The sequence below is a fragment of the Burkholderia anthina genome (genome assembly GCF_902498995.1).
Taxonomy (GTDB): Bacteria; Pseudomonadota; Gammaproteobacteria; order Burkholderiales; family Burkholderiaceae; genus Burkholderia; species Burkholderia anthina.
Window position 1 is genome coordinate 15,071 of the sequence record NZ_CABVLY010000031.1, and the last position, 22,059, is coordinate 37,129.

Annotated in this window: 22 protein-coding genes and 1 pseudogene; 13 read left to right on the top strand and 10 right to left on the bottom strand. The window is 66.2% G+C overall.

All coding sequences use genetic code 11. The features are described from left to right. Positions 1-128: 128 nt before the first annotated feature. The gene (gene dnaA, locus BME24068_RS29855; protein ID WP_115531410.1) at positions 129-1,706 is read right to left on the bottom strand and encodes a chromosomal replication initiator protein DnaA; all 1,578 of its coding nucleotides are present in this window, start codon (positions 1,704-1,706) and stop codon (positions 129-131) included. A 421-nt stretch (positions 1,707-2,127) separates the two neighbouring features. On the opposite strand from dnaA, the gene rpmH reads away from it, so the two are divergent. The 4 genes from rpmH to yidC all read left to right on the top strand — a co-directional run bounded on the left by rpmH (position 2,128) and on the right by yidC (position 4,757). Then, complete coding sequence (rpmH, locus tag BME24068_RS29860) at positions 2,128-2,262, top strand: 50S ribosomal protein L34 (protein WP_004198824.1); 135 nt, start codon at positions 2,128-2,130, stop codon at positions 2,260-2,262. 15 nt (positions 2,263-2,277) lie between these two features. Next, positions 2,278-2,739, top strand: coding sequence for a ribonuclease P protein component (gene rnpA / locus BME24068_RS29865; protein ID WP_096508414.1), 462 nt, complete (start codon positions 2,278-2,280; stop codon positions 2,737-2,739). 75 nt (positions 2,740-2,814) lie between these two features. Further along, entirely contained in the window at positions 2,815-3,081 is a 267-nt protein-coding gene (gene yidD, locus BME24068_RS29870) for a membrane protein insertion efficiency factor YidD (protein WP_006750110.1), read from the top strand. A gap of 8 nt (positions 3,082-3,089) precedes the next feature. Continuing rightward, positions 3,090-4,757 (top strand): membrane protein insertase YidC, encoded by a 1,668-nt coding sequence (gene yidC / locus BME24068_RS29875; RefSeq protein WP_096508415.1) that lies wholly within the window; start codon positions 3,090-3,092, stop codon positions 4,755-4,757. A 115-nt stretch (positions 4,758-4,872) separates the two neighbouring features. Here the strand turns inward: yidC and BME24068_RS29880 are convergent, their stop codons facing one another. Then, positions 4,873-5,310, bottom strand: coding sequence for a helix-turn-helix domain-containing protein (locus tag BME24068_RS29880; protein WP_096508416.1), 438 nt, complete (start codon positions 5,308-5,310; stop codon positions 4,873-4,875). Between the two features lie 338 nt (positions 5,311-5,648). Between BME24068_RS29880 and mnmE the strand changes: the two genes are divergently transcribed. Beyond that, positions 5,649-7,043, top strand: coding sequence for a tRNA uridine-5-carboxymethylaminomethyl(34) synthesis GTPase MnmE (mnmE, locus tag BME24068_RS29885; protein ID WP_174928204.1), 1,395 nt, complete (start codon positions 5,649-5,651; stop codon positions 7,041-7,043). 135 nt (positions 7,044-7,178) lie between these two features. Here the strand turns inward: mnmE and BME24068_RS35330 are convergent, their stop codons facing one another. From BME24068_RS35330 to BME24068_RS29900, 5 genes and pseudogenes are all read right to left on the bottom strand, one after another. Then, entirely contained in the window at positions 7,179-7,301 is a 123-nt protein-coding gene (locus BME24068_RS35330) for a hypothetical protein (protein ID WP_269431974.1), read from the bottom strand. Between the two features lie 149 nt (positions 7,302-7,450). Continuing rightward, the gene (locus tag BME24068_RS35575) at positions 7,451-7,642 is read right to left on the bottom strand and encodes a diguanylate cyclase domain-containing protein (RefSeq protein WP_244110713.1); all 192 of its coding nucleotides are present in this window, start codon (positions 7,640-7,642) and stop codon (positions 7,451-7,453) included. Next, a pseudogene (locus BME24068_RS35580) lies at positions 7,588-7,824 on the bottom strand (hypothetical protein); the annotation flags it as partial. The pseudogene BME24068_RS35580 and the gene BME24068_RS35575, both read right to left, overlap by 55 nt. Positions 7,825-7,884: 60 nt before the next feature. Then, positions 7,885-8,133 (bottom strand): DUF2795 domain-containing protein, encoded by a 249-nt coding sequence (locus tag BME24068_RS29895; RefSeq protein WP_174928205.1) that lies wholly within the window; start codon positions 8,131-8,133, stop codon positions 7,885-7,887. 103 nt (positions 8,134-8,236) lie between these two features. Continuing rightward, positions 8,237-8,407 (bottom strand): hypothetical protein, encoded by a 171-nt coding sequence (locus tag BME24068_RS29900; protein ID WP_162840546.1) that lies wholly within the window; start codon positions 8,405-8,407, stop codon positions 8,237-8,239. 153 nt (positions 8,408-8,560) lie between these two features. Here BME24068_RS29900 and speG point away from each other — a divergent pair, with 153 nt between their 5' ends. The 3 genes from speG to BME24068_RS29915 all read left to right on the top strand — a co-directional run bounded on the left by speG (position 8,561) and on the right by BME24068_RS29915 (position 10,682). After that, positions 8,561-9,103 carry a spermidine N1-acetyltransferase gene (speG, locus tag BME24068_RS29905; RefSeq protein WP_174928206.1) on the top strand — a complete coding sequence of 181 codons (543 nt, stop codon included), beginning with the start codon at positions 8,561-8,563 and terminating at the stop codon, positions 9,101-9,103. 500 nt (positions 9,104-9,603) lie between these two features. Next, positions 9,604-9,951 (top strand): surface attachment protein Sap1, encoded by a 348-nt coding sequence (sap1, locus tag BME24068_RS29910; protein WP_096508424.1) that lies wholly within the window; start codon positions 9,604-9,606, stop codon positions 9,949-9,951. Between the two features lie 176 nt (positions 9,952-10,127). Further along, positions 10,128-10,682: a YaeQ family protein gene (locus tag BME24068_RS29915; RefSeq protein WP_096508425.1), complete on the top strand. Its 555-nt coding sequence runs from the start codon at positions 10,128-10,130 to the stop codon at positions 10,680-10,682. A 10-nt stretch (positions 10,683-10,692) separates the two neighbouring features. Here the strand turns inward: BME24068_RS29915 and BME24068_RS29920 are convergent, their stop codons facing one another. After that, positions 10,693-11,106 carry a VOC family protein gene (locus tag BME24068_RS29920; RefSeq protein WP_174928207.1) on the bottom strand — a complete coding sequence of 138 codons (414 nt, stop codon included), beginning with the start codon at positions 11,104-11,106 and terminating at the stop codon, positions 10,693-10,695. 439 nt (positions 11,107-11,545) lie between these two features. Here BME24068_RS29920 and ada point away from each other — a divergent pair, with 439 nt between their 5' ends. The 3 genes from ada (at position 11,546) to gshA (ending at position 15,696) form a co-directional block, all read left to right on the top strand. Next, positions 11,546-12,637: a bifunctional DNA-binding transcriptional regulator/O6-methylguanine-DNA methyltransferase Ada gene (gene ada, locus BME24068_RS29925; protein ID WP_174928208.1), complete on the top strand. Its 1,092-nt coding sequence runs from the start codon at positions 11,546-11,548 to the stop codon at positions 12,635-12,637. Continuing rightward, complete coding sequence (locus tag BME24068_RS29930; RefSeq protein WP_174928209.1) at positions 12,634-13,608, top strand: DNA-3-methyladenine glycosylase family protein; 975 nt, start codon at positions 12,634-12,636, stop codon at positions 13,606-13,608. The genes ada and BME24068_RS29930 overlap by 4 nt, the downstream gene beginning before the upstream one ends. A 474-nt stretch (positions 13,609-14,082) precedes the next feature. Then, on the top strand, positions 14,083-15,696 hold the full coding sequence (gene gshA / locus BME24068_RS29935) for a glutamate--cysteine ligase (RefSeq protein WP_174928210.1): 1,614 nt from the start codon (positions 14,083-14,085) through the stop codon (positions 15,694-15,696). A 98-nt stretch (positions 15,697-15,794) separates the two neighbouring features. On the opposite strand, the gene BME24068_RS29940 is transcribed toward gshA, so the two are convergent. After that, entirely contained in the window at positions 15,795-16,106 is a 312-nt protein-coding gene (locus BME24068_RS29940) for a DUF4148 domain-containing protein (protein ID WP_174928211.1), read from the bottom strand. A gap of 708 nt (positions 16,107-16,814) precedes the next feature. On the opposite strand from BME24068_RS29940, the gene BME24068_RS29945 reads away from it, so the two are divergent. Beyond that, positions 16,815-18,455, top strand: coding sequence for an L-lactate permease (locus BME24068_RS29945; RefSeq protein WP_174928212.1), 1,641 nt, complete (start codon positions 16,815-16,817; stop codon positions 18,453-18,455). Positions 18,456-18,564: 109 nt separating this feature from the next. Here the strand turns inward: BME24068_RS29945 and BME24068_RS29950 are convergent, their stop codons facing one another. After that, positions 18,565-19,473: a LysR family transcriptional regulator gene (locus BME24068_RS29950; protein WP_174928213.1), complete on the bottom strand. Its 909-nt coding sequence runs from the start codon at positions 19,471-19,473 to the stop codon at positions 18,565-18,567. 231 nt (positions 19,474-19,704) lie between these two features. Here BME24068_RS29950 and BME24068_RS29955 point away from each other — a divergent pair, with 231 nt between their 5' ends. Continuing rightward, entirely contained in the window at positions 19,705-21,876 is a 2,172-nt protein-coding gene (locus BME24068_RS29955; RefSeq protein WP_174928214.1) for a phosphocholine-specific phospholipase C, read from the top strand. Positions 21,877-22,059: the final 183 nt, after the last annotated feature.

The window sequence follows — 22,059 nt, forward strand, 5'->3', positions numbered from 1 at the left end:
CGCAGCGCCCCGCCGGCCGGGCTCTTGGCCCGCCACCACCGGGGCGGTCAAACCAGTATTGTGCCTCAAAACCGAACCGCCCCCCTTAAATTGGGGCGGAGGCCGAATTATCAAGCGCGCCCGCGCGCTCAACCCTTCAGCGTCTGTTCCAGCACGTGCAGCTCGTGGTTGAGCTGCGCGTCCTTGCTGCGCTCGTCGGCGATCTTGCGCACGGCATGCAGCACGGTGGTGTGATCGCGCCCGCCGAACAGCTCGCCGATTTCCGGCAGGCTCTTCTGCGTGAGTTCCTTCGCGAGGTACATCGCGATCTGCCGCGGCCGCGCGATGTTCGCGGGACGCTTCTTCGAATACATGTCGGCGACCTTGATGTTGTAGAAGTCGGCGACGGTCTTCTGGATGTTCTCGACCGAAATCTGCCGGTTCTGCACGGTCAGCAGATCCTTCAGCGCTTCCTTGGTCAGCTCGATCGAGATCTCGCGGCCGTGGAACTTTGAATACGCGAGGATCTTGCGCAGCGCGCCTTCGAGCTCGCGCACGTTGGAGCGCAGGTGCTTCGCGACGAAGAACGCGACGTCTTCCGACAGGTTCACGTATTCCGACTGCGCCTTGCGCATCAGGATCGCGACGCGCATCTCGAGCTCGGGCGGCTCGATCGCGACGGTGAGGCCCGAGTCGAAGCGCGAGATCAGGCGATCGTCGATGCCCGAGATCTCCTTCGGATACGTATCGCTGGTGATGATCACCTGCGCCTTGTTCGCGACGAGCGCCTCGAACGCGTAGAAGAATTCCTCTTGCGTGCGCGATTTGCCGGAGAAGAACTGGATATCGTCGATCAGCAGCAGGTCGAGCGAGTGGTAGTAGCGTTTGAAGTCGTCGAACGCCTTGCGCTGGTACGCCTTCACCACGTCGGACACGTATTGCTCTGCGTGGATGTAGCGGATCCGCGCGCCGGCCTTGTCGAGCAGCAACTGGTTGCCGATCGCGTGGATCAGGTGGGTCTTGCCGAGGCCGACGCCGCCGTACAGGAACAGCGGGTTGTACGAAATGCCGGGGTTGTCCGCGACCTGGATCGCGGCGGCGCGCGCGAGCTGGTTGGCCTTGCCGGTCACGAAGTTGTCGAACGTGAGCACGGGGTTCAGCTTCGAACGTTCGTACATCGAATCGGCTTCGCCGCCATTGGCGGGCGCGGCACCGGGGCCCGGACGCCAGGTCCGGCGGCCGGCGGCCGCTTCGTGCGCGGGCAGGCTCGGCAGGTCGATGTCGGCGTCGTCGGCGTTCAGGTGGTGTGCCGCGGCCGCCGACGGCGTCATCGGCACGTCGGCCGGCGCGCTGGGCGCGGCGGCGGCATTCGCGCTCAGGTTGGCGGCGATCGCGGCCACGGTGGCGGCGGGGCCGCTCGGTGCGAGCGGCGCGCGCGGGGCAGCCGGCGCGGCGCCTGCGGCGGCGCTGCGCAGGCCGGCCTTCGGATCGAGGACGAACTGGACGTCGACCGGCGCATTCCAGAAATCCCGGGCCAGATCGGAGATGCGGCCCGAAAACTGGCTCTTGACCCAGTCCAGCTTGAAGCGGTTCGGCGCGGCGATGGACAGCGTGTTCGCCGACGCATCGAAGGCCACCGGGGCCAGGGGTTTGATCCACGTCACGTACTGCTGGGGCGTTAGCTCGCGCTCCAGCAGTGCGGAACAGTGTTGCCAGAAATCGTTCATCAAGTAACTGTCGTTTTTTGCATGCACAGCGCGGCTCGCCGGCGCCCTTGTGGCGGTTGCGCAACAAGGCCCGAAGCGGTCGTGCGAGCGTGCCTCGGACGCCTGCGTCACAGTCGTGCAGCGGCAGGCGGGCGCCGAAGCGGCGTGCGGGATTCTTGGAGATAAGGCGAGATTCTAACGCCAAACGCGGCCACAGCGGGAGTTATCCACAGGCTGTGGCTGTGGGCCGCGGGGCCGGATCGGCGGAGGCCGGCACAGGCGGACGACGCCTAAAGTATTGACCGCCAAGAGAAAAACGGTTTAAATAGCGGGTTCCGCGAAAACCAATCCTGTATTCCCGGCGATTGCGTTCGCCCGAATGCCTCCGGTTAAGGGCACGCGGTCCCCTGAATTTCGACATTCTCGAACAAGTGAGAACATCATGAAACGTACTTACCAACCGTCCGTGACGCGCCGCAAGCGCACCCATGGCTTCCGTGTCCGCATGAAGACGGCAGGTGGCCGCAAGGTCATCAACGCTCGCCGCGCGAAGGGCCGCAAGCGCCTCGCCATCTAAGGCAGGTTGCGCGCTGTGTCCGCCGTCCGCAGTCCTGCGGAAGGTGCCGTCGAGCCGGGTGCGAATCCGTCGCAGACGAAAGCCGCCTTCCCGAAAGCTGCGCGACTTCTGAAAACGGATGAATTTTCATCCGTTTTTCGTTTGCGCCCCTGGCGGCGTTCCGCGCACTTCGTGATCTACGGCAAGCCGACCGGCGAGCCTGCCCGTCTGGGGCTCGTCGTCGGCAAGAAGTATGCGCCGCGCGCGGTAACGCGTAACCTCGTGAAGCGGCTTGCGCGCGATGCGTTTCGCTTGCGCCGGGCCGAATTCGCCGGTTACGACCTGCTGCTGCGGCAGCACACGCGCTTCGACAAGAAAGCGCTGCCGAGCGCGGCTTCCGCCCCGCTCGCGGCGATGTGCGCGGCCGAAATCCGCGAGCTGCTCGACAGGGCAGCCCGGGAAATCGCGCGCAGGGCGTCGAAGCCCGCGTCCGAGTGACGCATCCGTCCGCGGTGCGGCGTTCGCGCCTGCCCGGCCGGTTTTGACGCGGCGTCGTACGGCGCCGCCCAAGGTATGGAAACGGTATTGATCGCCTTGCTGCGCTTCTACAAGGTTGCCGTGAGCCCTATGCTCGGCAACCGTTGCCGTTTTTATCCTTCCTGTTCGGATTACGCGCGCGAGGCAATCCAGTATCATGGCGCCGCGCGCGGCACGTATCTCGCCGTCAGGCGCGTGTGCCGATGCCATCCGTTTTCCGCGGGCGGCATCGACCTCGTCCCGCCGCCCAACTCCGACACTCGCGCTCGCGGCGAAGCCGACGCGCGGTCCCATCGACTCTGAGACAACGCATGGATATCAAACGCACCGTCCTATGGGTGATCTTCTTCATGTCAGCTGTCATGCTGTACGACAACTGGCAGCGGTCCCATGGACGCCCGTCGATGTTCTTCCCGAGCGCTACGCAGACGGCCCCCGCGGCCGCAGCAGGCGGAGCGTCGGGCACGGGCGCGACGACGACGACCGCAGGTGAAGTGCCTGCCGCCGCAGCCGGCGCCGCACCGTCGACGACGGCACCGGCCGCGCAGGCGCAGCTCGTGAAGTTCTCGACCGACGTGTACGACGGCGAAATCGACACGCGCGGCGGCACGCTGGCGAAGCTGACGCTGAAGAAGCAGGGCGACGGCAAGCAGCCCGACTTGTACATCACGCTGTTCGACCACACGGCGGGCCATACGTATCTGGCGCGCACGGGCCTGCTCGGCGGCGACTTCCCGAACCACAACGACGTCTACACGCAGGTCAATGCGGGCCCGACGTCGCTGACGGGCGACCAGAACACGCTGAAGCTGTCGTTCGAATCGCCGGTGAAGGGCGGCGTGAAGGTCGTGAAGACCTACACGTTCACGCGCGGCAGCTACGTGATCGGCGTCGACACCAAGATCGACAACGTCGGCACGGCGCCTGTCACGCCGACGGTCTACATGGAACTGGTGCGCGACAACACGGCCGTCGAAACGCCGATGTTCTCGCACACGTTCCTCGGGCCGGCGGTCTATACGAACCAGAAGCACTTCCAGAAGATCAACTTCAGCGATCTCGACAAGAACAAGGCCGACTACGAGACTTCCGCCGACAACGGCTGGGTCGCGATGGTGCAGCACTACTTCGCGTCGGCCTGGATTCCGCAGCAGGGCGTGAAGCGCGACATCTACGCCGAGAAGATCGATCCGGCGCTGTACCGCGTCGGCGTGAAGGAGCCGGTCGCGACGATCGCCCCGGGCCAGTCGGCCGACGTGCAGGCGCGCCTGTTCGCCGGTCCGGAAGAAGAGCGCATGCTCGAAGGCATCGCGCCGGGCCTCGAGCTCGTGAAGGATTACGGCTGGGTGACGATCATCGCGAAGCCGCTGTTCTGGCTGCTCGAGAAGATCCATAGCTATGTCGGCAACTGGGGCTGGGCGATCGTGCTGCTCACGCTGCTGATCAAGGCCGTGTTCTTCCCGCTGTCGGCTGCGAGCTACAAGTCGATGGCGCGCATGAAGGAAATCACGCCGCGGATGCAGGCGCTGCGCGAACGCTTCAAGGGCGATCCGCAGAAGATGAACTCGGCGCTGATGGAGCTGTACAAGACCGAGAAGGTCAATCCGTTCGGCGGCTGCCTGCCGGTCGTGATCCAGATCCCGGTGTTCATCTCGCTGTACTGGGTGCTGCTCGCATCGGTCGAAATGCGCGGCGCGCCGTGGATTCTGTGGATTCACGACCTGTCGCAGCGCGATCCGTTCTTCATCCTGCCGGTGTTGATGGCCGTCTCGATGTTCGTGCAGACGAGCCTGAATCCGACGCCGCCGGACCCGGTCCAGGCAAAGATGATGAAGTTCATGCCGATCGCATTCTCGGCGATGTTCTTCTTCTTCCCGGCCGGTCTGGTGCTGTACTACGTCGTGAACAACGTGCTGTCGATCGCGCAGCAGTACTACATCACGCGCAAGCTCGGCGGCGGCAAGAAGAAGCCGGCCTGACGCTCGTGGCACACGCGGGCGGCGAGCCGCCCGCGATGCACGTAGAAAAGCCGCATGGTTTCATCCATGCGGCTTTTTTGTTTCTGGCGGGGGCGTGTGCGTCGATCGTGCCCGGTCAGGCCTTCTTCGCTTCAGGTTTCGGTTCGCTGCCGTAGAACTGTTCGATCAGTTCCTGAACGAGATAACGCTGATGCGGCGGTAGCGCTTCGATCTTCGACGCGAGTTCGATCGTTTCGGGCGTCGGCGGATAGTGTTCGTCACGCGGCAGCGGTTGCGGCGTCGTGTGCTCGTTCGCGCTCGGCGACGGGCCGTAGTGCAGCCAGTGCAGTTCGACGCGCAACCAGTTGGCGAGCGTTTCAAGTTTGTCGGGTGTCGGAATCGTGCGGCCCGTCAGCCATTTGTGCGCGGTTTGCGGCGACACCGGCTGTGCACCGCGATGGCGCAGATTGAACCGGTTCGCGAGCTCCGTCGCACCGGCGACCTTGTCGGGGCTGCGCCGCAAGGCGAATTTCAGGCGTTCCGAGAACGCCGCTTTTTCTTCGGGTGTCGGCATGGGGGTGATTGTGCAATTCCACCGACGCGTCTCAGACAACCATGTGAGATAAACATATCCTATTCAGACGAATCCCAACCCGATCCGGCGCGGGCGGCGCAATTGGGGGCCCCAGCGTCGAACCCCTACAACGGGCATACTCGTCCGAAACAGGCCGCGTGTGACGGCGTCACATTGATACTCGACTTAGCTCCGGCGGGATAAATTCGGGCGAGTCCGATACCGACGTGGCGTCCGCTGGCGCGCGGGCCGGCACGCTACAATGCCGACGTTCCGGTGCCCGAACTGTTGCGCGGGCGCAGCATTCATCCTCTGATTACCTGATTTATCCGATTCCCATGCTCGCTACCGATTCCGATCCGATCGTCGCCATTGCCACTGCTGCCGGCCGGGGCGGCATCGGCGTCGTCCGCGTGTCGTTCGGGCGCGGCGGCGAGGCGGCCGCGCTGCCGCTGATCGACGCGCTGTGCGGGCAGCGGCTTGCGCCGCGCCATGCGAGCTACGTGCCGTTCCTCGATGAGCACGGCGCGCCGCTCGACCGCGGGATCGCGCTGTATTTCCCCGCGCCGCATTCGTACACCGGCGAGCATGTCCTGGAATTGCAGGGGCACGGCGGGCCGATCGTGATGCAGCTGCTGCTGCAGCGCTGCCTCGATGCAGGGCGTGGCTTCGGGCTGCGGCTCGCGGAGCCGGGCGAATTCACGCGGCGTGCGTTTCTCAACGACAAGCTCGACCTTGCGCAGGCCGAGGCGGTCGCCGATCTGATCGAGGCGAGCACCGAGGCGGCGGCGCGCTCAGCCGGGCGCTCGCTGGACGGCGCGTTCTCGCGGCAGATCCATGCGCTCGTCGAGGACGTGATCACGCTGCGGATGCTGGTCGAGGCGACGCTCGATTTTCCGGAAGAGGAAATCGACTTCCTGGAAGCGGCCGATGCGCGCGGCAAGCTCACGAAGATTCGCGGGCAACTGGCGCACGTGCTCGGCGATGCGCGGCAGGGGGCGCTGCTGCGCGAGGGGCTGTCGGTGGTGCTGGCGGGGCAGCCGAACGTCGGCAAGTCGTCGTTGCTGAATGCGCTGGCCGGCGCGGAGCTGGCGATCGTCACGCCGATCGCGGGCACGACGCGCGACAAGGTCGCGCAGACGATCCAGGTCGAAGGGATTCCGCTGCACATCATCGATACGGCCGGGCTGCGCGAGACGGAGGACGAGGTCGAGCGCATCGGGATCGCGCGCACGTGGAGCGAGATCGAGCGCGCGGATGTCGTGCTGCATCTGCTGGATTCGCGCACCGGGATGACGGCGGACGACGAGACGATCGCCGCGCGGTTCCCTGGCGGCGTGCCGGTGGTGCGCGTGCTGAACAAGACGGATCTCACCGGAGTGCCGGCTTGCGTCGAGCATCCGGCGGCCGAAGGCGACCTGACGGAAGTGCATCTGTCGGCGAAGCGCGGCGACGGGATCGACATGCTGCGCGCGGAACTGCTGCGGATCGCGGGGTGGCAGGCTGGGGCTGAAGGCGTTTATCTGGCGCGTGAACGGCATCTCATTGCGCTGCGCGCCGCGCAGGAACATCTGGCGCAGGCGGCCGATCATGCGGAGCAGCGCGCGCAGTCGCTCGATCTCTTTGCCGAGGAGCTTCGGCTCGCGCAGGAGCAACTCAATGCGATTACGGGGGAGTTCACTTCCGATGATCTGCTGGGGGTGATTTTCAGCAGGTTTTGTATCGGGAAGTGACGGGCCCCTTGTTGTTGGCAAGCGTCATCAAGACGATCGTTGTGCGGCAAGGATCACGATGCTGATCGGTGCGACCGCGAGCGCCATTCCGTGCCTCGGAAGACGCTCATCGACGCATCCGGATCCGTGCCTGCATCAATCCCAATGACGATGGTGGTAATACCCGCCACCGCCGTAATACCCGCCACCGTCAGGCACCACGATACAGCCGCTCAGCAACACGGCGACGCTGGCAATCAGCAAAAGGGTTTTCTTCATCGCGTTCACCTGCTTGGATTCGAGATGAACCCAGCATAGCGAGCGCCGTCAACACCGGCTGTAAGCGATCGTTTCCCCGTTCCGCAATCCGTAACGGCGGATTATTCCGGTCACAATGACCGTAACAAATTGCCAATCCGCAGACGTTTTCAGGCCGTGACGACCCGGTTTCGCCCCGCATCCTTCGCGCGATACAACGCGGCATCGGCGGCCTCGATCAATGCGTCGGGCGTCGACAACGCATCCTGCGACACGGTCGCGCATCCGACGCTCACACTCAAACGCCCAGCAGGTTCAGCGTCGTGTCGGTGAGGCAGGCGAGCACCGCGATCGCGAGCCACATGTCGAGTGTCGTGCGCAACCGGCCCGCGGCCAGCACGGCAACGAGCGCGAGCGCGAGCGCATTGAGTATCCAGACGACGAGCGCGATCCCGTTCACGGGCAGCACGGCCGCGCTGCCGGGCGGACGGAACACGGGCGGCAGCGTCACGTTCAGCGCGAGCGCGCACAGCAGCGCGGCGGCATGCAGCCGGCCGCTGCACGACCCGGTGCGGCCCGATCCTATCGCGTTATTGGCGTGTGCTCAAATACCGAGGCCGGGCCCGAAGTTGCCGGCGACCCAGTGCGTGACGGCATCGACGTCCGCGTAATCCTGCTCGGGCAGGCCGTCGAGCATCGACAGCACTTCGTTGCTCGCGCCGGCGTCGCGCGCGGCGTCGACGATCGCATCCTTGTTGGCCGGATAGCGGACCGCCGAGAGTACGTCGGCGATCTGCAGATCGATCGCTTCGTGAGGGATATCGTGCGCCGGGAGTGGGGGGTTGTCGTTCACGTCGTCGTCTCGCGGGTTGAGCGGGGATCGGTTCGATGCGGAAGGCGTTGCACCGTTCGGGGCGGCCCGCTCCGGGCGCCCTGCACGGGGGATGACGATCGGTTCAGTGCCCGCGCCGCGCGCGGCGCCACGGATGCTTCCAGTCGATGTGCGGTGCGTTTTCGTCGCGCGGATGCTGGCGCCGATGTTCCTGCCAAAGCTCGTCGGAGAACAGCGCAGCCACGATCACGAGTGGCAGCACGAGGAAAATGCCGAGTATGACTTGCTCGATCACGATAGCCTCCTTGCGGTGGCAGGAACCGTTGCCCCCATTCTAGGCTCTGAACTCGGCCCGCGGTCAACTTCTTACAACGCAAAACGCGCGGCGTTCGGCGCAGCGCCGCCGACGCGTTTTACACGCGCGCGGACATCAAAAAAGGACACGAACATGCAACTCCAGAACGACAACCACACGCTCGCATTGCGGCCGCTGGAGCGCCAGGATCTGCGCTTCGTCCACGAATTGAACAACGACGCGAAAATCATGCGCTACTGGTTCGAGGAGCCGTATGAAACCTTCTCGGAGCTGTCGCAACTGTATGACCGCCACGTGCACGACCAGCGCGAGCGCCGCTTCGTCGCGGTCGATACGCAGGACGAACTCGTGGGTCTCGTCGAACTGATCGAGCTCGACTACATCCACCGTCGCGGCGAGTTCCAGATCATCATCGCGCCGCAATGCCAGGGCCGCGGCTATGCGGGCCTGGCGACGCGTCTCGCGATCGAGTACGCATTCAAGGTGCTGAACATGCGCAAGCTGTACCTGATCGTCGATACGTCGAACGCCGCGGCGATCCACGTGTACGAGAAATGCGGGTTCCAGCACGAGGCGGAATTGAAGGAAGAATTTTTCGGAAACGGCGCGTATCACAACGCATATCGCATGTGCATCTTCCAGCGCGATTATTTCGAGCATGCACAAACGGACTGAATAAATCCGGGTAGAAACACATGCCGGAATTCACCGCGCGGCCATGCTGCCGCGGGTGCGACGCATGCGGGGAAATCCGGGTAAATACGAGAACGCTTATACCTGGCATTTTTCTTGTATCAGGTAATGGCCACCCCGCACTGCGGTAAATTCATATCGTTTCGGACGACTTTAGGTGCGATGCATCAAAGTCGTACCGATATTGAAATGAATTATCCAAACCGTTCAATCGATGTGTTGTAATTTTGCTGAAAGCCTTGTCGGGCAGTGCTTTGCGCTCGGCGGTACGGGCCTGTGCGCGGTGCGGCAAGCGTCGCTGCGCATGCGCGGCACGCGAAAATCCGGCGGCGCGCAGGGTGCGACAATCGGCCGCTATTGCGATCGCACAACAAATGTGCTTGATATCGCTTGCCGGTCTTCTAAAGTGAAAAACGCGGGTTCACGATCACCTTTAAATACATAGCTAACCCAGCCTGGTGCCCGCAAGCCTGGAGACAAATATGATGAAGCGAGCCGGTGTCCTTTTCGCCCTTGTCGGCGCATTTTCCTTCGTGTCGATTGCCCAGGCAGACGGTGATTCGGCCGTCAAGCCGAAGCAGGAAATCCAGCTGACGAAGAATGCATGGGGCTGTCTGTCGAAAGACAATCTGGACTCCGTACTGAGTCATGAGCGTGACGGCAAGTCGCAGGCGAGGCAGCAGTACTTCGACGACTACCGTTGCCTGTCGGTGCCGGAAGGCCAGCGCTTCCGCGTGGTGTCGGTCGATCAGGGCGACGTGCAGTTCGTGAGCGCCGACAACAGCGACCAGCAGGGCCTCTGGACCGATTCGCGCTTCGTCAAGCAATAACCCGCAGCGTACCTCTCGCCATCGCGCTCCGGCCGTGCACGCCGGCGGCGCGGCTTGAATGCGGCCCGGCCGATGCCGGGCCGTCGTGCTGTGGCGCACGCATCGAGCGCCGGGCGGCGCGCATTCGGTATCATCACGACCCGACCGAACCGAATGCCCGCCCGGGCCGCATCCGCATGGCGCTGAAATCCACGATCTACAAAGCCGAACTGCAAATCGCCGACATGGATCGGCACTACTACGCCGATCACGCGTTGACGGTTGCACGTCACCCGTCGGAAACCGACGACCGGATGATGGTGCGCATCGTCGCGTTCGCGCTGTTCGCGCACGAGCGTCTCGAGTTCTCCAAGGGGCTGTCGGACGTCGACGAACCCGATCTGTGGCAAAAGGATCTGACGGGCGCGATCGACGTCTGGATCGAGGCAGGCCAGCCCGACGAGCGGCGCATCTCGAAGGCGGCCGGCCGCGCCGGACAGGTCACGGTGATCGCATACGGCGGCAAGACGTCGGATATCTGGTGGCAGGGCGTGCGCAGCAAGGTCGAACGGCTGCGCAACGTGCAGGTGCTGTCGCTGGCCGACGGCGTCGCGACTGCGCTCGGGCAGCTGGCCGAGCGCACGATGCGTTTGCAGTGCACGGTGCAGGACGGCGCCGCATGGATCTCGAGCGCGGACCACGATCCCGTCGCGGTCGAATGGACGGTGCTGAAGGCGCGCGCGGACGCGTGAGCTCCCGCGCTCAGCCGGGCGCGGCGGGCGGCCCCTTGAATTCCAGCATGTTCCCTTCGGGATCGAACAGATAGATCGACGGCCCGTAGCCGCCCGCACCGTAGCGTTCGGCGGGGGCGCCGGGCCGCGCGCCGCAGGTGGCGAAATGCTCGGTCAGCGCGGCGGGATCGAACGGCTCGACGCGCAGGCACAGGTGATCGAGGTTGCGTCCCGTGCCCGGCGGGCCGCTGTCAGGGCGATCGATCGGGCCGCCGACCGACAGCAGGTCGATCAGCGCGTCGCCCGCGCGCAATTGCACGAGGCCCAGGTCGGGCTGTTCCTTTTCCACGTGGCAGCCGACGGCATCGCAGTAAAAGCGCGTCATCGCGGCCATGTCGGTCACGCGCAGCACGACGTGATCGATCGCGCGGATGGTCGGTTTCATGAACGGGCACTCCTTCGCGGACAGCGTGCACCGAGTGTAGACCGCACCGGCGACGCGCGCCGGAGCGGCCACGAGCGATGGACGAAAAAAAGCCCGTTCACGCAGAGCGGAACGGGCTTAATCCATATCAGGAGGAGACATGGAGGAGACAGTTCCAACTATACACACGGCGATGGTGCGTTGCAATATTTCGAGTGTAAAAAATCGTCAGGACGGCGATTTGTCGCAGCCGCACTGCAGCAAAAGCGTGACGGGATGATGACGAAAGCGGCGCCCGGACAGCGCCGGCGCGGCTTTTCGTCCGATCGAACGATTGCGATATGCCCCCGGTTTATGTTCCGCTTTCGCCGACGCGAATCACAGAGCAAGATTCAGGGCGCGACGGCATGTGCCGATGTCTAGAGTAGGCACCATCTACACTAGAGAGTGCGAGGTTCAGATGAAAACCGCCTATCCGACCGACGATGCCCGCTGGGGCGCCGTGACCGCCCGCGATCCGCATGCGGACGGCGCGTTCTTCTATGCCGTGCGCACGACCGGCGTGTTCTGCCGCCCGAGCTGCGCGTCGCGGCTGCCGCGGCGCGAGCACGTGTCCTTCTTTGCCGATCCGGCCGCCGCACGTGCAGCCGGGTTCCGGCCGTGCAAGCGCTGCCAGCCGGAAGGGCTGCCGCGCGAGCTGGAAATCGTCAATCGCGCGTGCGCGGTGCTCGACGCGGATGCCGAGCGGCTCACGCTGCAGCAACTGAGCGACGCCGTGCATGTGAGCCCGTTCCATCTGCAGCGGCTCTTCAAGCGCGTGGTCGGCGTGTCGCCGCGACAGTATCAGGCCGCGCAGCGCGGCGCCGCGCTGCGGCAGGCGCTGCAAAGCGGGCAGCCGGTCACGCAGGCCGCCGTCGACGCGGGCTTCAATTCGCCGTCGCGGCTCTATGCATCGGTGCCGCGCGAGCTCGGGATGGCGCCGTCCGCGTTCCGCCGCCAGGGCGCCGGCCTGCGGATCGACTATGCGACCGCGGCGACGCCGCTCGGCACGGTGCTCGTCGCCGCGACCGGACAGGGCATCTGCCGGATCGCGTTCGGCGACGCGCCGGCCGCGCTCGTCGCCGAGCTGACGGACGCGTTCGCGCGCGCCGAGCTGGTCGAAGCGCCGTCGCGGCTCGCGCCGTTCGTCGCGCAGATCCGGGCGTACCTGGACGGCACGCGGCACGCGTTCGACCTGCCGCTCGACATCGCGCCGACCGCGTTCCAGCAGCGCGTGTGGGAAGCGCTCACGCATATCCCGTACGGCGAAACGCGCAGCTATTCGGAGATCGCCGAGGCGCTGGGCTCGCCACGCGCGGTGCGGGCCGTCGCGTCGGCATGCGCGTCGAACCCGGTCGCGCTCGCGATTCCGTGTCACCGTGTCGTGCAGAAGGGCGGCGCGCTCGCCGGATATCGCTGGGGCGTGCGCCGCAAGGCGACGCTGCTCGCATCCGAGGCGCGTCATGCGCACGGCGATGAAACCGATGTCGTTGCGGAGGGCAGCGCAGCTTGAGCATTGAACAAACCATGATCACGTCCATCGCGAACGGCGGCCATGTGCCGCCGTCCGCGCAGATGGAACTGCGCTTCAAGGCGCCGTACGACTGGGCGCGCGTGCTGCGCTTCTTCAGCGGACGTGCGATTCCGGGCGTCGAGCAGGTCGTCGACGGCGTGTATCGTCGCATCGTCGATCTGAATGGCGACGCGGGCCGGCTCACCGTCACGAAGCATCCGCGCAGGCATTGCCTGATCGCGACGGTCGAAGGGGCGGCCGCGCGTCGTGTCGACGACGCATTCGCGCGTCGCGTCGCGTCGATGTTCGACCTCGGCGCCGATCCGGCCGCGATCGGCGGCGCGCTCGGGCGCGATCCGTGGTTCGCGCCGCTCGTCGAGGCCGCGCCGGGATTGCGCGTGCCGGGTGCCTGGTCTGGGTTCGAACTCGCGGTGCGCGCGATCGTCGGCCAGCAGGTGAGCGTGAAGGCGGCGACGACGATCGTCGGCCGGCTCGTCGAACGGGCGGGCGAGCGCGTCGCCCATGACGGCGGCACGGCCGCGCCGGACGGCGCGCCCGCGTGGCGTTTTCCGACGCCGGACGCGCTGGCTGCGTGCGATCTCCAGAAGATCGGGATGCCCGGCAAGCGGGCGGCGGCGCTGACGGGCATGGCGCGCGCGGTGGCGGCCGGCGACGTGCCGCTCGACCCCGCGCATGCCGATCTCGGCACGCTGCGCAGCGCGTGGCTCGATCTGCCGGGCATCGGCCCGTGGACCGTCGAATACATCGCGATGCGCGCATGGCGCGACCCCGACGCGTGGCCGGCGTCCGATCTCGTGCTGATGCAGTCGATCACCGCGCGCGATCCGTCGCTCGACCGGCTCGCGAGCCAGAAGCATCGCACCGAAGGCTGGCGGCCGTGGCGCGCGTATGCGGCGCTGCATTTGTGGAACGACGTGGCGGACCGGGCCGGCGGCGCGCGCGGCGGGTGAAGGGCGTGGTAGCCGGTCGTCCGGGGTGAGCGAGCGCCGCCGCGATGCAGCTCGTGCAGGGCGAACGCCGGGCGGATCGGTCGGCCTCCTCATGGTTGCGCCCGCTGCGCGCGATTCGGCGAATCCGGCTCGGGCCATGTCGAATGCACGGCGCGATTCGCGTACGGCGAGCACGGTTGACGGGTTCGGTAGCGCCGGTTGCACCTGTCGCCGCAGAGGTGCACGCCGTGTTCCGTCCGACGAATTCGCATCGATCGCCACGCGCGTCGGCATCGACGCGAAGCCGGCCGTGCGCGACACGATGGCCGCCATCGCTCCGTCCGGCGGCCCGCCGCGCCGTGCGCGGCCTGCCCTGAGCCGCCTCAAGCGCGTGTTACGGCGAGATGTTAAAGTGCCCGCTACCAACGAAGCGACCAATAATCCAGCCGGCCGCGCGCGGCGTTCTGCACGCGGCCGTCACGCACTTGCGTCTCCATGTCGAACACCATGACTCACCGCCAGTCCGAACTGCTGCTGAATCGTCTCGAAGCGCTGAGCTCGGGCCCGACGCGGCAGCATCTGCCCGACGGCCTGCGCGGCATCGAAAAGGAAAGCCTGCGCGTGACGCGCGACGGGATGATCGCGTTCACGCCGCATCCGCGCGCACTCGGTTCGGCACTCACGCACCCGTCGCTGACCACCGACTATTCCGAAGCGCTGATCGAACTGATCACGCCGGCGGAACCCGACGCATCGATCACGCTCGAGCGTCTCGACGATCTGCACCGCTACGTGTATGCGTCGCTCGGCGACGAGATGCTGTGGAACGACTCGATGCCGGGCCTGTTGCCGGCCGACGATGACATTCCGATCGCCGATTACGGCACGTCGAACATCGGCCGCCTGAAGACGGTGTACCGCCGCGGCCTCGCGTATCGCTACGGCCGCACGATGCAGTGCATCGCCGGTATCCACTACAACTACTCGCTGCACGAGGAAGTGTGGCGGCGCCTGCATGCGGAAGAAGGGTCGACGGCCACGCTCGTCGATTACCAGTCGGAGCGCTATCTCGCGCAGATCCGCAACTTCCGCCGCCGCAGCTGGCTGCTGATGTACCTGTTCGGCGCATCGCCGGCGCTCGACGCGAAATTCCTGCGCGGCAAGCCGCACAAGCTCGACGCATTCGATGCCGATACGCTGTACCGGCCGTATGCGACGAGCCTGCGGATGAGCGACCTCGGTTACTCGAACACGACCGCGCAGGCCGCGCTGCACGTCGACTACAACACGCTGCCCGGTTATCTCGACGCGCTGTCGAAGGCCGTGAGCGAAGCGTATCCGCCGTACGAGGCGATCGGCACGCACCGCGACGGCGAGTGGATCCAGATCAACACGAACGTGCTGCAGATCGAGAACGAGTTCTACTCGACGATCCGGCCGAAGCGCGTCACGTATTCGGGCGAGCGTCCGCTGCATGCGCTCGCGTCGCGCGGCGTGCAGTACATCGAAGTGCGCTGCCTCGACATCGACCCGTTCGAACCGACCGGCATCGCGCTCGACACCGCGCGCTTCATCGACGCGTTCCTGCTCGCCTGTGCGCTCGACGACAGCCCGATGCTCGACTGCGATGCGTACAAGGAAGCGAATGCGAACTTCGGCAGCGTGACGATGGACGGCCGCAAGCCGGGGCTCACGCTGACGCGCGACGGCCAGCCGGTCACGCTGCAGGCGTGGGCGGACGACCTGATGGCCGATATCGAGACCATCGGGCGCCGGCTCGACGAGATTCGTGGCGGCGACGAGCATGTGCGCGCGATCGCCGCGCAGCGCGAGAAGCTTGCGGATCCGGAGCGTACGCCGTCGGCGCGCGTGCTGCGTACGATGCGCGAGAACGGGCAGTCGTTCCTCGACTTCGCGCTCGCGCACAGCGAAGTGCATGCCGCGCACTTCCGTGCGAATCCGCCTTCGGCCGATACGATGCGCGCCGAGCAGGCGCTTGCCGCGAAGTCGCTCGCCGAGCAGGCCGAACTGGAGGCGAAGGAGGCCGGATCGTTCGACGCGTTCGTCGCGGCCTATCGTGCGTACACGCTGAACCGCTTCAGCGTTTGATCGCCGCCGCCCGCTGCGCGACGCGCAGCGGGCCGGCCGGCTGCGGGCCGGGTTGTAGCGCGCTCATGCGCTCGTCCCGGTTTCTCCCGCTTCAAGCATCAATGATGCGCGTACGTGTCGCGATCGACCACCTGCGGCAGCGCCGGCTTCCCCGATTCCACATTTGCATGGCCGTTGCTGCCGTAGCCGGCCGCGTCGCCGCGCGCCTGCGCGGCACGCTGCATGACTTCCTGCATGTTTTGCGGAAAGTCGGGACTGCTGGCGAGACTCGTCCGGTAGCCGGCGGCCTGCAATTCCACGAGTTCCTGGCGAACGTCCGCACGCGTCAGCGTCGACGCGGCCTGGGCCTGGGCGGCCACGGCCGAGCCGATCAGCAGTAACGTGCAGGCCGCAAGTTTCATGGTTTTCATCGTGTTTGCTCCGTGAAGTTCCGGAGCCGCGCATTCGTCGGCGCGGGCGGAATCGATGCAGCCAGTCTAGGCTTCGGACGCCAAACGAAACATCCCGCTCGCCGTCAGGCACCTTTGCCGGCTGTGCAACATTGCGGCGACTGGCTGGCGCGCGCGTCAGCCAGCCGCCATCGGCCGTTCATCGTGCGGCCGGCGGCGTGTCGCGGGCGCCGCGCATCGGGCTTGTCCCCCCTTGTGCAAGCGCGATGCGCCTCCTAACCTTTTTAAGCGACCGATCGGTCGGCGCTGTCGCATGGTTGCATGCGCAAACGTCGGGGATCGTCGCGTCCGTGGAACGAACACTTGGCACGAGGCGAAGCACGCGCGACGGCGCAGGCTATCGCCGACTGCACAAGCCGCAAGAATCGGAGCACGCGCCGAAGCGCCAAGTCCTGCCGGCATCCGAGCGGCCACGGAGCATGGGGCTGGAGCAAGCACCCAAGCGCCAGCTCCAATCGACCGCGAAGCATGGGACTGGAGTAAAGCGCTAAAGCGCCGACTCCAATCGACCGCAAAGCATGGGATTGGAGTAAGCGCCAAAGCGCCGACTCCAATCGACCGCAAAGCATGGGATTGGAGTAAGCGCTAAAGCGCCGACTCCAATCGACCGCAAAGCATGGGATTGGAGTAAGCGCTAAAGCGCCAACTCCAATCGACAACGGAGACACGATGAATCCCACTGCAGCCCTGCCGCCCGGCATCTTGTTCGCACAGCCGTTGACGCCCGTCGCCAACTCGCTGTTCCTGTCGTTTCTCGTCGCGGTGATCCCGATCGCGGTCGCGCTGATCGCGCTCGGCGTGCTGCGCCGGCCGGCGTGGCAGGCGTCGCTGGCCGGGCTCGTCGCCGGCCTCGCGGTCGCGATCGGCGCGTGGGGCATGCCGGCCGGCCTCGCGCTCAACGCGGTCGGCGCCGGCATGGCGCTCGCGGTCGTGCCCGTGATGTGGATCGTCTTCAACGCCTTGCTGCTGTACAACATCGCGGTGAAGTCGGGGCGCTTCGACCAGTTCCGGCAGTGGATGCTCGACAACCTGCCCGACGATCGGCGCCTCGTGCTGCTCGTCGTCGCGTTCTCGTTCGGCTGCCTGCTCGAAGGGATCTCGGGCTTCGGCACGCCGGTCGCGATCACCAGCGCGCTGCTGATCGCACTCGGCTTCCCCGCGCTCGAAGCGCTCACCTACACGCTGCTGTTCAACACGGCGCCGGTCGCGTTCGGCGCGCTCGGCGTGCCGATCACCGTGCTCGGCGCGGTCACGTCGCTGCCGCCGACCACGCTTGCCGCGATGGTCGGCCGGCAACTGCCGTTCTTTGCGCTGCTGCTGCCGTTCTACGTGGTCGGCGCGTATGGCGGCCTGCGCTCGATTGCGAAGCTGTGGCCCGCGCTGCTCGTGTCCGGCGGCAGCTTCGCGATTGCGCAGTTCGTCACGTCGAACTTCCTCGGCTATCAGCTCACCGACGTGCTGGCGTCGCTCACGTCGCTGATCGTCACGATCGGCTTCCTGCAGGTGTGGAAGCCGCAGCCCGATCCGCAGTATGCGCTCGCGCGCAGCGTGCCAGCGACGGCCGGCGCCGCGCGTGCGGGTTTCGGCGGCTGGCTGCCGTGGATCGTCGTGTCGGTGGTCGTGATCGTCTGGGTGCACGCGAACATCGCCGCGATCGGCGACGTGAAGATCAAGTGGCCGGGCCTGCACAACACGGTGTTCGTGTCGCTGTACCACAAGCCGTATGCGGCGATCTGGGACTTCCAGCCGCTCGGCACCGGCACCGCGATCCTCGTGTCGGCAATCATCACGGCCGCGATGACGCGCACGGGCATCGGCGCGTTCTTCGAATGCGTGGTCAAGACGTGGCGGCAGACGTGGATCGCGATCGTCACGGTGATGATGATCGTCGGCCTCGCGTACCTGCTGAACTACTCGGGGATCAGCTACACGCTCGGCACCGGCGTCGCGTCGACCGGCGCGCTGTTCCCGCTCGTGTCGGCGTCGCTCGGCTGGATCGCGGTGTTCCTGTCCGGCAGCGATACGTCGGGCAATGCGCTGTTCGGCAACCTGCAGGTCGTCGCCGCCCGGCAGCTCGGCCTCGATCCGGTGCTGATGGCCGCGACCAACTCGTCCGGCGGCGTGATGGGCAAGATGATCTCGCCGCAGAACATCGCGACGGGCGTGTCGACGACGGACCTGAAGGGGCAGGAGGGCGTCGTGTTCGCGCGCACCTTCTGGCACAGCGTGATTCTCACGCTGCTGCTCGGCGTACTGGTGTTCCTGCAGCAGCACGTGCTGACGTGGATGATCCCGGCGCTGCCGAAGTAACGCGCGGCGCAGGGCAGGAAGGAAGGCACGAGGAAAACAACGAGGGAAGGCGCGGGAATAGCGCCGGAAAGACGATGGAAGGGCGCGGAACCGGTGAACGCGCGGCGGCTCAGCGCGCGTTCACCTGCCGCGTTGCAGGCATCGCGTCGTGCGCTGCATGCTGCGCCGGCAGGATGCACGCGAGGAACGCATCGATCGCGGGGCTGTGGCGGCGCGCCTTCAGGTAGTACACGTATTCGTCGATCGTCGTGTCGACACCGCGCAGCTCGACGATGCGCAGGTCCGGATGACGCTCGGCCTCGCCGCGCGGAAAGAGGCTCCCGCCGACGCCGTGCAGGACGGCCTCGCGGATCGCTTCGCGGCTGCCGATCTCGGCGACCGAGGTGGCCGCGACGCCGGCCGATGCGAGGATCGTCTCCGTGCAGCGGCGCGTGACCGAGCCTTCCTCGCGAATCAGCAGCCGCACGTCGGCGAGCTGCGCGGCGTCGATCGCGTCGAAGCGCGCGAGCGGATGGTCGCGATGCACGACGAGCACCAGCGGATCGGTCGAGATCACCTTGCGTTCGAGGCCTTCCGCATCATTGCGCTGCGACGACACCGCGAGATCGATGCGGAATTCGTGCAGCGCCTGCAGGATTTCCTCGGAATTGCCGATCCGGCACGTGAGCGCGATCGATGGATGCGCGTGCGAGAAACGGCCGACCGCATCCATGATGTAGTACGGCCCGGTCGCGCCGATCCGCAGCTGACCTTCGAACAGGCCGCCGATGTTGCGCAGCGTGACGTCGGCCTGCGCTTCGAGCGCGATCATCTTCTCGATGAGCGGCAGCAGCTCGATGCCGGTCTCGGTGACCTCGAGCTTGCGGCCGCTGCGGTAGAACAACTCGACGCCGTACAGCTGCTCGACCTGCCGGATCTGCGCGGCGATCGTCGGCTGGCTCACGCCGAGGTGGCGCGCGGCGCGCGTGATGCTGCCCTGCCGGACGGTCGCATGGAACGCCTTCAGCTGATCGAACACGACTCGGCTTCTCCCCCCTCTTCATCGCGCGTCAGCGTAGCGTGCGCATGTGTCGGCCGGATGAAAGGCGCGTCGCGCGCCGCTTCGCAAAAAAGCTGGGGGTGAGCGCAAGAAACCTGCTGGAACCGGTCACGGCCGGGACATGCCGGTGCGGACTAATAGCGGCAACGCACCGACCGCCGGCCCCGCTCGACCGGCGCCATCCCTCCTACGACAAACAGGATCTTCTTCATGTCCGCCACCAATCGACGCGATTTCCTGCGCCTCGCCGCCCAGTCGGCCGGCGCGATGGCCGCCTACGCCGGCTTCCCGCCGGCCATCCGCAACGCGCTGGCCATGCCGGCCGCGTATCGTACCGGCACGATCCGCGACGTCGAACACGTCGTGATCTTCATGCAGGAAAACCGCTCGTTCGACCATTACTTCGGCGGGCTGCGCGGCGTGCGCGGCTTCAACGACCCGCGCCCGCACCTGCTGCCGAACGGCGCGCCGGTGTGGCAGCAGCCGCCGGCGTCGGTGTTCACGAAGAACTACCATTCGCGCGGGCTCGATCCGGCCGCGCCGTACGTGCTGCCGTTCTACCTCGATCCGAAGCAGACGACCGAATTCCAGCCGGGCACCAACCACGGCTGGAGCAGCGGCCACCTGTCCTGGAACAACGGCCAGTGGGACCAGTGGGTGAACCAGAAGCAGGATGTCCTGACGATGGGCTACCTGAAGCGCCAGGATCTTACGTACCACTACGCACTCGCCGACGCGTTCACGATCTGTGATTCGTACTTCTGCTCCGCGCACGCCGACACGGCGCCGAACCGCATCTATCTGTGGACCGGCACGATCGACCCGCGCAACGTCTACGGCAACCCGCCGAACGGCCCGGGCATCGGCGAGCGCGACGATGTGAACGGCTACACGTGGACGACCTACGCGGAACGCCTCGAGAACGCGAAGATCAGCTGGAAGCTGTACCAGGGCGGCACCGGCATTCCGGGCGACCCGACCGACAACTACACCGACAATTCGCTGATGTTCTTCAAGCGCTTCCAGGTGAAGGAAGGCGCGAGCGGCCCGCTCGTCGACAAGGGCGCGTCGGATCACACGCTCGCCGAGCTGAAGGCGGACGTGCAGGCGAACCGGCTGCCGCAGGTGTCGTGGATCGTCGCGCCGTACAAGTACAGCGAGCACCCGCAGGCGTCGCCGACCGACGGCGCGTTCTACATCAACATGGTGCTCGAAGCGCTGACATCGAACCCCGAGGTGTGGGCGAAGACGGTGTTCATCCTGAACTACGACGAGAACGACGGGCTGTTCGACCACGTCGTGCCGCCGGTGCCGCCGGTCACGAGCGGTGTGGGCGGCCAGGGCATCGTGTCGTCGAACCTGCTGTCGAACCTCGGCGACGAACTGCTCGACCTGAACAAGTATCCGGGCGAGATGAGCCCGCTCGTGCCGGGCGCGGACCCGGGCGGCATCCAGCCGATCGGCCTCGGGCCGCGCGTGCCGCTGATCATCATCTCGCCGTGGACGAAGGGCGGCTGGGTCTGCTCGGAGACGTTCGACCATACGTCGGTGCTGCGTTTCCTCGAAGCGCGCTTCGGCGTGAAGGAGCCGAACATCAGCGCGTGGCGCCGGTCGATCTGCGGCGACCTCACGTCGGCGTTCGACTTCTCCGCGCGCCCCGACACGCGCCCGGCGAGCTTCACGGTGCCCCAGCACATCGCGACGGCCGGCCAGGCGTACCAGGTGCCCGCGCAGCAGTCGATGCCGGCGCAGGAAGCGGGCACGCGTCCGGCACGTGCGTTGCCGTACGAACTGTTCGTGCATGCCCGCGTGAACGGCCGCGACGACGCTGTATCGCTCGATTTCGCGAATTCGGGCGATGCGGGCGCCGCGTTCTACGTGTATGACCGCCGCAATCCGGCGACGCCGCCGCGCCGCTATGCGGTGTCGTCGCACGACCGGTTCGCCGATACGTGGAGCACGTCGGCCGCGGGCGGCGACTACCATCTCGCCGCGTATGGCCCGAACGGCTATCTGTGCGAATTCCAGGGCAATACGCGGCTGGCCGCTGACGCCCGCCACGCGAACCCGGAAGCGAAAATCGGCTACGACGTGTGCAACCGCCACGTGTATCTGCAACTGCGCAACAGCGGGCGCGCGAGCTGCCGCGTGGTCGTCGACAATGCATACAGCCACGCGCATGCGCGCAGCTACACGCTGGCGCCGGGCGAGCGCATCGAGGATCACTTCGAGCTGTCGTCGAGCCACGGCTGGTACGATCTGACGATCACCGCGACGACGCTGCGCGGCGGCGACGACAAGGTCGTGCGCCGCTTCGCGGGCCACGTCGAGACGGGCCGGCCGAGCCAGAGCGATCCGGGGCCGCTCAAGCAGACGGCCTGACGGCAAGCCGGCGTCGCGCGGTTCGACGGCCTGCTTGTCCGCCGCCGCGCGACGCCGCGTGCCGGTCGGTTTCATCCGGATTCCGGCACGCGGGATTGGTTTTTGGAAACTGAAAACTGTTGACAATGTGTCGGGGCGAGGGTATACAGGGATCATTCGCCGAAATGGCGCCCTCGTTTTCAT